Source organism: Enterobacter chengduensis (genome assembly GCF_001984825.2).
GTDB classification, from domain to species: Bacteria; Pseudomonadota; Gammaproteobacteria; order Enterobacterales; family Enterobacteriaceae; genus Enterobacter; species Enterobacter chengduensis.
The window spans coordinates 2,928,092-2,942,015 of sequence record NZ_CP043318.1; the positions used below are offsets into that span (position 1 = coordinate 2,928,092).

Consider the following 13,924-nt stretch of genomic DNA (forward strand, 5'->3'; position numbering starts at 1 on the left):
TTCTCTTGATGATTATTACGCGGCAAACTGACAGTGAAACTCGCCCTGCTCGCAGGTGACGTGCAGACGTCGGTACAGCTCGTCGCTGCGGCTGGCGGTAAGTAAGATCTGGCTCATCTGAGGCAGTAAGGTATTGGTCAGAATAGCGTCAACCATACGGCCTCCGGACTCCACCTCGGTACAGCGCTGAACAATCTGTTCCACCACGCTGTCGTCAAACTCAGAAATAATGCTGTGATTCTCTTCCAGACGACGCTGGATGCGTCTGAGCTGCAGGCGAACAATCTGCCCCAGCATCTCGTCGCTCAGCGGGTAGTACGGCACCACCAGCAGGCGACCCAGCAGCGCCGGCGGGAAGACCTCCAGCAGCGGCTGGCGCAGGGCGCCGCTTAACGCGTCCGGTTCCGGCATCAGCTCAGGGTCGGCGCACATGGCGCTAATCAGCTCGGTGCCGACGTTGGACGTCAGAATAATAATGGTATTGCGGAAATCAATGTGCCGCCCTTCGCCGTCTTCCATCCAGCCCTTATCAAAGACCTGGAAGAAGATCTCGTGGACGTCCGGGTGCGCTTTTTCAATTTCGTCCAGCAGCACCACGCTGTAAGGGCGGCGGCGCACGGCCTCGGTCAACACGCCGCCTTCACCATACCCCACGTACCCCGGCGGCGCACCTTTTAAGGTGGAAACGGTGTGCGCTTCCTGGAACTCGCTCATGTTGATGGTGATGACGTTCTGCTCGCCGCCGTACAGGGATTCGGCGAGCGCCAGCGCGGTTTCGGTTTTACCCACCCCGGACGGGCCGCAGAGCATAAAGACGCCCACCGGCTTGTTGGGATCGTCGAGCTTCGCCCGCGAGGTTTTCACGCGGCGGGCAATGAGATCCAGACCGTGACGCTGGCCGATCACGCGCTGGTTCAGCGTGTCGGCAAGGTTCAGCACCGCGTCGATCTCGTTTTTCACCATCCGGCCCAGCGGGATCCCGGTCCAGTCAGAGACCACCGCGGCAACCACGTTTTCATCGACCGCCGCAAACAGCAGCGGCTCGTCACCCTGTAAGGCGTTCAGCGCCTGCTGCCGTTCCGCCAGCTGGCCGCGCAGCCCGGCGCTCTCTTCATCACCCGCCGCGAACAGCGCCGCGCGCAGGCGGATAATCTCCTGCACCAGGCCGCGCTCTTCTTCCCAGCGCTGGGCCAGGGCTTCGCGTTTTGCTTCATACGCCTCGCGCTCGCCGCGCAAAGCCGTCACGCGTTCGACGTCACCGGCACCCACCCGCGCTTCGCGTTCCGCTATCTCGATTTCCACGTCGAGCGCCGCAAGATGGCGCAGGCAGTCCTCCAGCTGCGCAGGCGGCGCGCTCTGGCTGACCGCCACGCGGGCGCAGGCGGTGTCGAGCAGCGCAACGGCTTTATCCGGCAGCTGGCGCGCCGGGATGTAGCGATGCGACAGCTTCACCGCCGCGCTGACCGCTTCGTCGAGCAGCAGCACCTGGTGGTGGGTCTCCAGCGGCGACACGGTGCTGCGCAGCATCAGAATGGCCTTCGCTTCGTCCGGCTCGTGCACCTGCACCGTCTGGAAACGGCGGGTCAGCGCCGGGTCTTTCTCAATGTACTTTTTGTATTCCGCCCAGGTGGTGGCGCCGATGGTGCGCAGCTGGCCGCGCGCCAGCGCGGGCTTCAGCAGGTTCGCCGCATCGCCGGTTCCCTGCTGGCCGCCTGCGCCAATCAGGGTGTGGATCTCATCAATAAACAGAATAATCGGCGTGGCGCTGGACTGCACTTCGTTAATAAGCGCCTGCAGCCGGGCCTCAAACTCGCCCTTCATGCCCGCGCCTGCCTGTAGCATGCCGATATCCAGCAGCCACAGCTGAATATTTTGCAGCGGCTCAGGCACGTCGCCGTCGGCGATGCGCAGCGCCAGCCCTTCTACCACCGCCGTTTTCCCGACCCCGGCTTCACCGGTCAGCAGCGGGTTGTTCTGGCGTCGACGCATCAGGATATCCACCATCTGGCGGATCTCCTCGTCGCGCCCGACAACCGGGTCAATCTTCCCTTCACGGGCGCGGGCGGTCAGGTCCTGGCCGTACTGGGCCAGCGTCCCCTGCGCCGCCGGTACCGCACCCGCCGGTGCGTCGACGGCGGCAGCGGCCTGCTGGGTCTCTTTGCTGTTGGCGCAAATAGCATCGAACTGCTCGATCAGCACCTCGACGTTAAGGCGGGTGAACTGCGCCGAAATGCTTTTCAGCACGTTAGCCAGGTTCCACGTTTTCAGCAGGCCGATCAGCAGATGGCCGCCGCGAATGCGGCTGACGCCAAACTTCAGCGAGCCATAGACCCAGGCGCGCTCTACGGCGCTGTCGATATGTTCGGAGAGATCGGAAACGGAGCTCGCCCCGCGCGGCAGCGCATCCAGCGCGGCCACGATATCGCGCGTCAGCTGCTGCTCGTCGAGGGCAAAGTGGCGAATGACCTGCTGCAGATCGCCATCCTGCTGCTGCATCAGCTGATGCAGCCAGTGCACCAGCTCAACGTACGGGTTACCGCGCAGCTTGCAGAAGGCGGTCGCGCTTTCCAGCGAGGTAAATAACAGCGTATCCAGTTTGCCGAAGAGCACGGCACGGCTAATTTCTGACATGTTAGTTTCCATTAACAATGATTCGGTATACGGAAGGATTACCGCTCTGCGCGATACACCAGATCGCCACGCGGGACGGGCTGCGGCTGAAGACCCAGCCAGGTGTTATAGCCCAATCGCCCGGCACCGCCGAGCGCGGTGCCCTGTACCGCGTCTTCGCGCAGGATCACCCGCGTTTCCCATTCAAACTCTACCCCGGCGTACTGACGCACCCAGTCGCGCAGCTCCGTGACCCACGCTTCGCCCGGCAGAAAGCGGTTGTACTCCTCCGCGCTCAGCGGGCCAATCTCAATGCGGAACTTATGCTGCACGTCGCGGACGGCGACGCCGAGAAAGGCGGACTCCCCCATGCGCGGCATGCGGCGTCCTGCGCCCAGCTGCGCCTGCTCGCGCGTGGAGAGCGGCATCCACTGCGGCACGTTGCTCACCAGCCTGACCGGCGCCTTAAAATAGCTGCACAGGATCTTCTCCAGCCCTTCCGGATCCCGTCCGTGGCGGGTCAGGTGCCCAGCGTGGGTAAAGCGGGCATGCGCGCTCAGGCTGCCCTTGTCCATCTGGCCCGGCTGCCCCATGCCAATCAGCGACGCCAGGTACCCCTCAAAGCGCCTGTTATCAGCGCGATCCAGGGAGACGGTGGGCTGCGCGTCCGCCCAGGCGCGGTAAAACAGCAGCGCCAGACGGTGATGGAACAGATCGGCAAACGCGCTGAGGCTGGAGTCCTGATGATGATGAATACGCTCGTGGGCGTATTCGGTCATGTGGACCGGCAGCGGGCCGTTCGGGCCGAACAGGCCGAAGCTGAGGATAGACACCTCGTGCAGCCCGCTCTCTTCCCGCAGGCGGACGTCGGCCAGCGTCGACGGCGCAAAGCTCATCGACGGCTGCTGGCCGATGCGCAGCGGCTCAAATTTCGGCAGCGGCGCGCGCCCCAGCGGGTAGCGCTCGCCGCCCTGGGCATCAATGCGCCTCAACAGCTGAAACAGGTCGTAGCGCCAGGGCGTCTCGCGAACCCCGTTCCAGAACGCTTCCGGCAGCTTCGTCAGGCGATGCACGCGCAGCGGTGCAGTGGCGGCGTCACTCATATCAGCGCCCTTTTACCCATGCGCGGGGCCCAGTAGCCAATCTCGCCGCGCTGCTGACTTTTCAGGGTGAACTCCGTAAAGCTGTTGATGGAGACCAGACGTGCCAGGAGACGCTCCATCACGCTGCCAAAAAGCCACGGGCTGGCGCCGGAAAAAGCACGCTCGTCTACCGTCAGGGTAATGCCGATCCCGCGTGCGAAAACCACCGGGCCGGGTTCTGGCACGCGGCGGTGAACCGGCTCCAGCACGCAGTGGCGCACCCCGTCGACCTGGCGCGCAACGGGCGTTTCGGCCAGGCTGGCGTACAGCCCTAACAGCTGGCGCAGGGCGGCCGCGCCCTCTTCGTTTTCGCTGTCCATCAGGCTGAGGTAGTTCATCTGCAGCTGGCTGATCAGCCGCCAGGTGCTGAACCCTTCGGCCAGCGCCGGGCGTGGCGGCGTCGGCCCCTTACGCAGGGTAAGCGATTTCACCGGCATGGAGTCGGCCATAATGAACTGCCCGAGCTCCTGCTGCAGCATTAGCGGCAGGTCGCGGCTGGTGCAGAGCACGTCGGCAGAGATATGGCGCAGGTTTTCCTGCCAGGGGGCGTGCTGTTCATCCACCAGCGAGACGAAGACCTCCGAGCCGATATAGCCGGTGCGGGTGCCGTAGCGCAGGGCGTGCTCGGACAGCACGCGCTGTTCACGGCGCAGCGAGAAATAGGCCCCGTAGTTGCCCGCATCGCCGCTCCAGGTGCTCCAGAAAGGGCGAAACGTCCGGTCATCGCGCTGGCCGTCCGCGCTGCCATAGATTTTTTTTACCGCATAGATTTCATAATCCAGCGGCCGGATGTTATCGACCACCAGATGGTATTCATGCTGGCCTTCGTTCAGCTTCTGACGCGCCGCGACCTTGGGGAACAGGTTAATCACCGGCGTGCAGTGCAGCGCCAGATGGCTGGCATCGACCACGCGCTCCAGCTGTTCATCCGACTTGTCCAGCAGAATGAAGATGTCGAAGGCTTTTTCACCCTCGCAGCGCTGGATAAGACTGCCCAGGCCGCTCAGGCTGATAAAGCGGAAGCGCGCCGGAAACGCGAAATACTCCTGCAGCAGGCGATAGCCGTCAAAGTTACGCAGATCGTCCGGAAGCAGCGCCTGGTCAGGCTCAAAGCCCTCCTGGCGCAGCGCGACCGACGCCAGCAGCTGCCTCTGCGGCTGCGGGCCGACCGTCTGACAGACGATCCCGGCGTGGTGCTCCATCACCAGCTCCAGCAGCTTCAGCGCTTCAATGTCCGGACCGGCGAGGAAAAATTCCAGACGGTCGAAATCCAGATGCCCGAGATTTTGCGGACCGTCGCAGGCGATGCGGATCCGCAGGGCGCTGCCGATCTGCCGCTGGCTCAGGCCCAGCTGCGCGAGCGGCAGATCGGCGGGCACGCCGCCCAGCTCGACCCTGTCGATCTTCAGCGGCAGCAGGTTGACCTCGTGCGCCGTGGTATAGCTGCAGGTGACGCCGGTTTTTTTCAGCGCCAGGCTGTCCATCATGGTACCGCGCGGCACGATGAAGCCCTTGCTCAGGTCGCCCCGGCTGCTGTCGGGCGCAATCTCCGCGATGGCCATCGACGGCGTGGGCGCGAGATAGTTCGGCGCAATCATCTCCAGCAGACGCTGGGAGAAGCGCGGAAACTCCGCGTCCATTTTCATCTGCACGCGGGAAGTCAGAAAGGCGAACCCTTCCATCAGGCGTTCGGTATACGGGTCCGCCACGTCGATGCCGCGCATGCCCAGCCGTCCGGCGACTTTGGGATAGCGTTCGGCAAACTCGGCCCCCATTTCGCGCAGGTAGGCCAGCTCACGGTTGTAGTATTCGAGCAGTTTACTTTCCATGATTACCCCGCATCTTTCAGTTCAAAATGGCCGTTTTCCAGATCGACATCGGTACGAAACAGAAACTCCAGCGGGTAAGGCACGCACCACAAACGCCCTTTGATCTCGATGGAGAGCACGTTGTGCAGATCCAGCGAGGAGGTATCCGACACGCAGCGGACCTGCAGCCCCTGCGGCAAAATGCGCGGTTCAAAATTGATGATGGCCTCGGTGAGCTTGCGCTGAATGTCGTGCCATTCGATGTCCGACATTCTTTTTCCGGCCAGCGGCGCGACGCCGAAGTTAACCACCGAACGGCTCACGTGCGGCAAGGCGCTCAAATCGCCGGAGGCGTCGTGATTGATGGTGTTAAACAGCCACTGCAGATCCCGCAGGACGCTGCGGCGCAGGGCGGCGTGGGTGATCAGATTGCTGTTGACCGACTCGCGCTTTTTTTCCGGGTCGTTATCGGTGAGGCGATCGAGCAGCGAGGGCTGCATTTTGTCGCGCGCCCCCACCTTCTCCTGCTTGCTGCGGGCTTGCCAGCCGCTGCGCAGCAGATCGCCTTCGCCAGCGGGATTACTCATCGGCGTCATCCGTCGCAAACGTCACGAGGCCTAACGACAGCAGCGGGCTTTCGCTCCGCTCGCTCAGCCAGGCCTTCTGGCCCATACCTGTGTAAAGGGTGCCGTCGTCATCGAGCGGCTGCCAGTCGGTGGTGCGGCCCAGCTTGACCGCATCCGAAGCATCGGCTGCAAACGGATAACGCGCCGGGATCTGGCACACCTGCTCCGTCCCGTCGGTCAGGCGCACCAGCGCGTGACGCCAGACCAGATCGGTCACGCTGGCAGGCGCCTGGAAACGGATCTCCGCGATAGCGTTAAGCGGCAGCCAGAAATAGCGGCCGTTGACGAGGGTTTCGCACACCGGGCCGAGACGGGCATCGCCGTCCATCAGCCAGTCGAAGGCCTGCGTCTCCTCGTTTTCGAGGGTGATGTGGCCGGGGTAGGCCTGCGCCTGTTCAAGGGCTTCCAGGCGCAACGCCTGCGCGCGTTCGCCCTCCTCGCCAAGCGCCGCGGCCAGCGTCGTCAGCCACGGCCACTGGGTTTCAGGCATGGCCGGACGCGCCTGTCCCGCCATCACCTGCGCGCGCTGCAGCTCGCCCTGGATGGACTGCTCCAGCAGCGTGACGGTGGGTTTCGCCTGCGGCTTCAGCGCCAGCCAGCTTTTCAGCTGGGTCAGCGCGCGGGTCCAGTTGCCGCTGAGGATTAAAAACTGCACGAACGCGGCGCGAAGATCGGCATCCGCCGGACGGGCTTTGATGTCAGCTTCAAGGCGCGCCAGCGCGTCGCTGAGCGACTCACCCGCCAGGTGTTGATAGAGCGTATTCATCGCCACTCCTTAATTCGCCGCGCGCCATGCGCCGACGGCCGGATCGCGCAGCTGAGGACGCAGGGTGTCAATCAGCACGATATTCAGCGGAGCGCCAGGTGCGACCCAGGCGCTCCACGTTTTTTTCACCGCCGCGATGCGCGCCTGCAGTTTTGCGTCATCGCTGGCGGTCTCGCGGGAAATCTCCACCGCCACGGTGCCGTTGCTCTTCCAGCTGTTCAGGGCGTTATCGTAAGGCAGAATCATCCAGCTCTGGTCGCTGTCTGGCGTGCTGAAGACCATGCGCTCTTTGTTAACGGAGGTGATCAGCGCTTTTTCCGGATCGGCGCTTTGATTCAGACCGGTCACCGGGAAGCCATGAATGTAGGTCACCGCCATCTCTTTTTGTCCGCCGCTGCGGGACAGCGACACGACGGTGTGCCCGCTCAGCCAGCTGCCGTTACCGCAGCGGGTGGTCTCAGAATCGGGAATAAAGAGCGCCGGTGCAGACGCGCCCCCTTCCCAGAAGGTGCGCAGGTGGCAGCCGTCCTGAAGGGTAAACTCCTGCCACGGCGTGCGGTCCGCGGCAACCGTGCGGGAAGCCACGTCCTGGTCCGGCGGCAGCAGCGCGCCGCTGGCGGTGGCTGCGGTGACGGTCTCAGCAGGCGCGGCCTGCTCCTGTTTCACCACCAGCGCCCAGTCCTGGGCTTTGCCTGCCGTGCCCTGCGCCAGCAGGGTCCCCGCCGGATCGTTGAGCGTCCAGCTGAGTTTACTCACTTTGCTGCACTGGTGTTCCAGCAGCGAGCCAAGACGCGGCACAAAGTTCTCCAGCACGGAGACGTCTTTCTTGCCGTTCGCCACGATGCGCAGCGCCACCTCTGGCTTACACCAGCTCTGCGGCGTGTTGTCTTTGATGTTGTCGATCCAGATATCCAGCTTCTGCGCAGGAGACTGCACGATGCGGAAATTCTCAGCCTGCGCGGTAGAGGTCGCCGCCAGAAGTGCCAAACCCGATAGCCAAAGTTTCATATCGTTCCTTGTGTGTCTAATCAGTCCCGCAGGGAAGAAATTGTGCTGCGTCAGAGAGGGTGTGCAGCAAAGTGGTGTCCTGAGGGTTGCCCATCCATACCGCCAGGGCGGTATAGTTATCCTGCGCATTCCCCTCCTGCTCGCCATTCTTTTGAATGATTTGGTTCATTAAGGTCAGCCACTCCTGCGGCGTATTGACCATATGCAGCGACTGCTTCATCTGCTCTTCGCTGACGCCGTGCCAGAAGCCGTCGGTGCAGAGCAAGAACGCATCGCCGTCCTCCACCTGCACCACGTCGCTGTAGCTCGCTTCCGGCCCGCCGTTTTCAATTCCCAGCGCCAGATAGAGCAGGTTGCTGTTCAGGTTGTCGGTCTGGTGCCCGGCATCCTTCATCTGCTGCACCAGGCTGTGGTCGGTGGTCACATGCCACAGCCATCCCCGACGGAAGAGGTAGAGGCGGCTGTCTCCGGCGTGCGCCCAGTAGGCCAGCCCGTAATCCCGGTCAATGAACAGGCTGACCAGCGTCGTGCCCATCCGGCGATAGTCCTGAACGGCCTGCTGTTCGCTGAGAATGGTGCGGTTCGCGGTCTGCACGTAGTCGCGGATATGCTGCGCATTAAGATGTTTGTCGCCATCGAAGCGGGAGATAATGCTGTTGCGGGCCAGCTCGGCAGCCACCTCACCGCCCGGCAGCCCCGCGATGCCGTCGCAGACGACAAAGCAGGCTGAACGTTCCCCAATGGTTTCTCCCGTCTGATCCTGGTTGCTGGCGCGCGTCCCCTGGCGGGAGAGAGAAGCCGTTGCGATATTCATTTGTCTTCCGATCCGCTCTGTGAGTCTTTGTACTGATTCACCTCCATGTCATACGCATGAAGGAAGGCCTCGCCGAAGAGGGTGTGGAAGTCATCCTCAATCTCGCCCGCCGTCTCGCCCGCCGTCTCGCCATAGCTGCGAACAAAATAGTCCCACAGGGCGGCTTTGCGGCTGCCCGGCAGCGCCAGACGCGAGGTCATGCCGTTCTGCTTCGCCTGCTCTTCCAGCTGCTCCGGGTTAAAGGACTGCAGCATCGCGGCGATAATGGCGCGAATGCCGGAGATCATCCCCAGCTGGTGCGCCTGCAGATCGATCAGCGCGTCGCGCACGGACTTTGTTGGCGGCATAAAGCCCGGCATCGGGGTGCCGAACATCTGGATCAGGACGGTTTTCCCGGTTGGCAACAGCTTGAACGGGTTGTTGGCGTCGTCCAGCACCATGGTCATGTCGGCTTTTACGCCGCGCTTGAGGATAGAACGCGAGGAGAGCAGCGCCACGGTCCCCTGGGAGAACATGCCGAGGATCTGTCCCAGCTGACGCATGTTTTCGCGGTCAAACTGCGGAACGGGCTGCATTTCGCTCAGCCCCATCCCCTCCAGCAGCGCCTCCAGCAGCTCACCCTGCAGCACGTCGCCCTTCTCACCGCTGTTTGCCGTGGCGGTTGGAGAGGCAGCGTTATTGACCGGGTCGATGCGCAGGCGGCCCTTCGGCGCCTGCGCGCTGCTGCGCGCAACGGCCTGTGGCGTAGGCAGGGTAAAGCCGGCGTAATCCGGGCGCGCGGGCTCTTCTTCAGCACGCGGTTCTTCCTGCGGCTCAGGAGCGAACAGCGGGGAATCGGCCAGCACGTCCTCTTCCTGCTCAGGTTCCGACACTGGCGCAGGCTTATCGTCAATCACGTCATCCGGATGGGTTAACGGCGCGCCGCCCATCAGCCCGAGCGGGTCGTCATTTCGCGCGGCCGGCGCGCTGGCCTTACCGCCAAACAGCGCCAGCGGATCGAGCTCATCCGCCGCCTCTTCCTCTGGCTTAACGGGGTTCGTCTCGCCCGGCTGCACCAGCGTTGACGGGGTAACGTCGTCGAAAATGCTCTCTTTTTTGAACAACGCTTCGTCGCTGAACAGCGTGTCCGGGTCGACATGCTTACGCTCAAGCGTGGGATCGCTGTCGTTGAACATCGCCAGCGGATCTTCGGCGTTACGCTCCGGGGCCGCAGGCTGAGAGAACGGGTCGTGCGACGCCGCAGGCTGCGGCTTTGTGCGGTTGCTTGAGATGCTGTCGGAGATGGAGAACTCCTGCATCAGGCTATCCCAGATTTCCGTTGGCACGGCGGTCGGCTCGGTTTTTCCGCGCGGTGCAGCACTGGCCGGTTTCGGCTGCGGAGCGGGCGCGGATGCGGCTGCCGGACGCGCCTGCTGCTGCATGCTGGCCGCCATACGGCTGACGGGCTGCGTGTCGTGGATAAGCTCAGCCACTTCGATACGGTAGTCGTCAATACCGAGAATGTCGCCATCCTGCAGTTCAACCTGACGCCCCCGCTCCAGCGGAATATCATTCAATACCACGCGGGTGACGCTGCCACGGTTGGTGACACGGCATTCACCATTGGCGTCAACGTGAACAATGGCCTGCAGGCGCGAGATGGTGCGGTCATTGTCCGGCAACACCAGATTGTTATCCGTACCGCGCCCAATGGTGCCGCCCGGGGCATAAAAATCACAGCTGCTCTGCGGCGGCTGATGACCGGGTTTCGTAGAAATAATCGTGAATCGCATGGCGTATTCCTGCTGGTATGATTAGCGCTCAAACGCTGCCGCTCTCGGGGGTGAAAACGGCGGCGTTTGGGGGTTAACACATTCTATTCAGTCTGCGTAAGCTTAAACTGGCCTGAAGGATCTTCTTGTAAGGTGAAACGGGCAGCATAGCGAATAGAATCGTTTTTCCCTGACACTTTCAGAGCAACATCATATTCTCCGGCTTGCCACGCAATCCCCTTCCACTGGTGACACTGTTGGGTCGTTAACGTCACCTCAGGGCTAAACGTTGACGGCGGCGATATCGCTTTCCATTCATTTCCCGCGCGTTTCATTATGGTGGGCGAATGGCTGGTGACAGGCGCGTCTAACCCGGAGATAGCGGGAATAGCAAAGCAGGGTTCGTTGTTCTTTAGCGTAACCGAAAGCGACTGATATTGTGCAGGATGAGAGACACAGGCACTCACCGTTAATGCGATTGCTACAACACTGAGTAACTGTTTCATAACCATACCCGCCGATCTTTAGGATTTTGAATAAACAACGATAACACCGGTAGGTATTTATCCTTCAGGTCGGGTCCGATAATTCCCTCAAAACCTGCGATGTTTCGGAAATCACCCAGACCGTAATTTATCAGATAATAAAAATCTGAAATGATAGAAGCCTGCTGCTCCATACCAAAGTCCGATAGTTTTTTATCGGGGGGCAGAGAATAATTATAACTTGCTGCCCAACTGAATGCCCCTCGGGTTCGAACATTCATTCCAATCTGATGCTGCAATACATGCACCATTTCGTGAATAAACCAGTGTTTATATCGCGGAACTTCTATTGAAAAGTCATCCCGATAATGCGGCTCGCGAAAATAGAGCTCACCGTTGGGGGTCATCGCGACATCTGTCGACTGCATATTAAATGGCAAATAGCTTTTATTATGGACTTTCACTTCTGAGTACTTTATTGCGTCACCAAAAACCGAGCGCGCCAGTGCTATTTCGCCAATGGTGAGAGGACGGGCGCCTCCTTCCTGCAAACTTGCCATGCTATCTTCCTTCCCGGTTGATAATGACCGGGGAAAACTCCCCGGCCACACATGCGATTACGCTTCTTTGTTCTCTTTGATGTTCCAGCCAGCGCTGCTTTCAGCACCTTTACCACCGGCAGTGGTCTGCTCCCAGTACTGCTGTTTCACTTTCGCAGCCTGGAACGCGTAGGTCACACCAACGGTATCGCCGTTGTCTGCACCGGTGTACTGAACAGAGGTCACCAGCACATCTTCCAGCGTGATGCGGGTGTATTCCACCTGCTGGCCGCCGGCTTTACAGACGGACAGTTCAACTTTGGTCAGGTGTTTACCGCTGGCGCAGTGCTTCAGGATAGCGGTGGTGGATTTGTCGATCAGGGCGTTAACGTGCAGGTCGTTAAAGTTAACTTTACCGGCACCGCCGCCACCGCCAACGCTCATATTACCTGGCTGGGAAGCGCCCCAGGAGAAGGAGGTAATATCAGTCCAGCCGGTGTGGTTAGAATCTTTAGATTCGCCCGTAACACCCTCGACCTTCAGAAACATATCAATAGCCATAATATCTACTCTTCGTGGATGAACAATATTGCTTTCGAAAAAGCACTTATATGGCAAACAGGAAAGCATGGGGCTGAATAAAACCGTCCATATTTTACCTCTGCCTCACATCAAATGACCCGTGTCATTTGACAGTCTTACATTCCCTCTGAATGAAAAGAAGGAATGTGAAGTCTTTTACTACTGCGGGTTATCCTGAATCCAGGTGCGGTCAGGATCGCCAACTATTACCTGAGGAACCAGTTTATTCAATTCGTCGCTATGATAAAGACGGAGACAATTTAACGTTACGCCTTTGATTTTTTGTGAACGTTCAGAGTGAAAGCTGTTCTTTTCGTCTTTATATTTATTTATCACAGCCTCAATTTTCCCCATGCCATTTTCAACATCGAAGGGCATCCACTCCAGAAGTGCGCTTGCGCTGAGCCCTGCATCAGCAGAAAACTGGCCACCGTCGTCTGCCACCTCTGCAAGACAGCGTGCCAGAACGTAATCTTTCATCACCTGTCTGTAAGTTTGTTGATGGAAGAATTGAAGGCCCGTATTAGCAGAATAAGATGAGCAACTAGTCAGAAAAAGAAACAGATAAAGTATTTTTTTAAACATGGCGATATCTTTTTACGGTATAGCGCTATCTCAGTTCCCAGAACCAAATCTCTTTACAGTCGGTGTAACAATCGGAATTGCACTGCATCATATTATCCCCTACCGGTTCTAATAGGTCGATGTGTCCACCGTTATAATTAGTTATACGGTTGAAGAAAATCACACCTTTGCGGTTACGGAGTTTTTGACCTGCCTCTCGAATATCAGTATAGATTTCTGCCTTGCCAAACACACTCGCTTTATAGAGCTGATCAGCCAAAAGCTTCGCACCAGGTTCAAGTTTTTTACCCTTATATGGCCCACTCTTTATAGCCAAACGCCCTTCAAATTTAACATCACACTTTAAGAGAGCAAGGCTCATTCGCACTGCGCAAGTATTCATATACCCCGGATTAGACTTAATGAGCACGCTTGCGTCGTAACCTATTTCGTTAAAGAGATCATCCCGAGGGACATAACCCGGCCGCGATTCGTTAGAGGAGTAATGTTGTGCTTTTAACTGTGCATACAACGGTTTCATGATTGAACTCCTTTTTTGCACGGTAAATCCTGTGCCAGAGCCTCGGTGATTAACAATGCTGCAGGTTCTTTCTTACGGTTTTCAGGCAATTTTTTGAAATAGCTGTAAATGCTCTCTCGTAATGAACCGGGCAATGCGACCGTATATCCACACCAGGATTTACCCTCCGTCGCATCCATTACCCCAAGCAGATACATATTCGCTTTAAGCTGCTCCTGTTCGTTATCTTTTGCGAGCCACGCTGAAAGAAACTTTTCCCCGCTCATTTGTACATCATTACGGGACAGTGTATTAGGGTCGCGTAGAAGATTTGATGAGTCATTCTGGCCATTAGCAGCCCATAATGGCGTCGCTCCCAATAGACCGGTAAACAGCAAAACATGTAGGGTAAGTAACTTCATTGTTTCTCCTGCTCCAGATTAGATTTCTCTTTCAGCATAACTAAACGTGGTCAGTGAAGGATTAACAACACTTTTTGATTTTCTCACCGGTAGCGTATATGCACATCGCAAGAGCAATACATCCGACAAGCAAAAGCCCGTGCAACATCGCTCTCAACCCCCCCTGTTGCCAGTCAAAGATTAACAGGTAGTAACCGCATGCGGTAAAAAACACCATTGCCGACATCAAAAGCAATAAATAAGCGATGAAATAGATAATGAATTTTTTCATCAACAATTTCCCTTTA

Annotated in this window: 15 protein-coding genes; all 15 read right to left on the reverse strand. The window is 58.9% G+C overall.

Annotation, left to right across the window (positions count from 1 at the left end; genetic code table 11):
* Positions 1–15: 15 nt before the first annotated feature.
* The gene (tssH, locus tag FY206_RS14240; protein WP_032641111.1) at positions 16–2,631 is read right to left on the reverse strand and encodes a type VI secretion system ATPase TssH; all 2,616 of its coding nucleotides are present in this window, start codon (positions 2,629–2,631) and stop codon (positions 16–18) included.
* Positions 2,632–2,669: 38 nt separating this feature from the next.
* Complete coding sequence (tssG, locus tag FY206_RS14245; protein ID WP_032641112.1) at positions 2,670–3,713, reverse strand: type VI secretion system baseplate subunit TssG; 1,044 nt, start codon at positions 3,711–3,713, stop codon at positions 2,670–2,672.
* Positions 3,710–5,581, reverse strand: a complete 1,872-nt coding sequence (gene tssF, locus FY206_RS14250) for a type VI secretion system baseplate subunit TssF (RefSeq protein WP_077064193.1) — start codon at positions 5,579–5,581, stop codon at positions 3,710–3,712. The genes tssG and tssF overlap by 4 nt, the downstream gene beginning before the upstream one ends.
* A 2-nt stretch (positions 5,582–5,583) precedes the next feature.
* Positions 5,584–6,147, reverse strand: coding sequence for a type VI secretion system baseplate subunit TssE (tssE, locus tag FY206_RS14255; RefSeq protein ID WP_032641116.1), 564 nt, complete (start codon positions 6,145–6,147; stop codon positions 5,584–5,586).
* Positions 6,140–6,952 (reverse strand): type VI secretion system accessory protein TagJ, encoded by an 813-nt coding sequence (locus FY206_RS14260; protein ID WP_032641118.1) that lies wholly within the window; start codon positions 6,950–6,952, stop codon positions 6,140–6,142. The genes tssE and FY206_RS14260 overlap by 8 nt, the downstream gene beginning before the upstream one ends.
* Before the next feature lie 9 nt (positions 6,953–6,961).
* Entirely contained in the window at positions 6,962–7,960 is a 999-nt protein-coding gene (locus FY206_RS14265; protein ID WP_032641119.1) for a hypothetical protein, read from the reverse strand.
* A gap of 16 nt (positions 7,961–7,976) precedes the next feature.
* The gene (locus tag FY206_RS14270; protein WP_014884226.1) at positions 7,977–8,774 is read right to left on the reverse strand and encodes a PP2C family protein-serine/threonine phosphatase; all 798 of its coding nucleotides are present in this window, start codon (positions 8,772–8,774) and stop codon (positions 7,977–7,979) included.
* Positions 8,771–10,546 carry a type VI secretion system-associated FHA domain protein TagH gene (gene tagH, locus FY206_RS14275; RefSeq protein ID WP_077064192.1) on the reverse strand — a complete coding sequence of 592 codons (1,776 nt, stop codon included), beginning with the start codon at positions 10,544–10,546 and terminating at the stop codon, positions 8,771–8,773. The genes FY206_RS14270 and tagH overlap by 4 nt, the downstream gene beginning before the upstream one ends.
* 83 nt (positions 10,547–10,629) lie before the next feature.
* Positions 10,630–11,037, reverse strand: coding sequence for a putative T6SS immunity periplasmic lipoprotein (locus FY206_RS14280; RefSeq protein ID WP_032641123.1), 408 nt, complete (start codon positions 11,035–11,037; stop codon positions 10,630–10,632).
* On the reverse strand, positions 11,028–11,570 hold the full coding sequence (locus FY206_RS14285) for a hypothetical protein (RefSeq protein WP_032641125.1): 543 nt from the start codon (positions 11,568–11,570) through the stop codon (positions 11,028–11,030). Before FY206_RS14285 ends, FY206_RS14280 begins: the two co-directional genes overlap by 10 nt.
* A 57-nt stretch (positions 11,571–11,627) precedes the next feature.
* Entirely contained in the window at positions 11,628–12,110 is a 483-nt protein-coding gene (locus tag FY206_RS14290) for an Hcp family type VI secretion system effector (RefSeq protein ID WP_014884229.1), read from the reverse strand.
* A 180-nt stretch (positions 12,111–12,290) separates the two neighbouring features.
* Positions 12,291–12,716, reverse strand: a complete 426-nt coding sequence (locus FY206_RS14295) for a T6SS amidase immunity protein Tai4 family protein (protein ID WP_032641127.1) — start codon at positions 12,714–12,716, stop codon at positions 12,291–12,293.
* 25 nt (positions 12,717–12,741) lie between these two features.
* Positions 12,742–13,236: a T6SS effector amidase Tae4 family protein gene (locus FY206_RS14300; protein WP_032641129.1), complete on the reverse strand. Its 495-nt coding sequence runs from the start codon at positions 13,234–13,236 to the stop codon at positions 12,742–12,744.
* Positions 13,233–13,637, reverse strand: coding sequence for a Rap1a/Tai family immunity protein (locus tag FY206_RS14305; RefSeq protein WP_229267764.1), 405 nt, complete (start codon positions 13,635–13,637; stop codon positions 13,233–13,235). Before FY206_RS14305 ends, FY206_RS14300 begins: the two co-directional genes overlap by 4 nt.
* Positions 13,638–13,698: 61 nt before the next feature.
* Positions 13,699–13,908: a hypothetical protein gene (locus FY206_RS14310; RefSeq protein WP_045890533.1), complete on the reverse strand. Its 210-nt coding sequence runs from the start codon at positions 13,906–13,908 to the stop codon at positions 13,699–13,701.
* Positions 13,909–13,924: the final 16 nt, after the last annotated feature.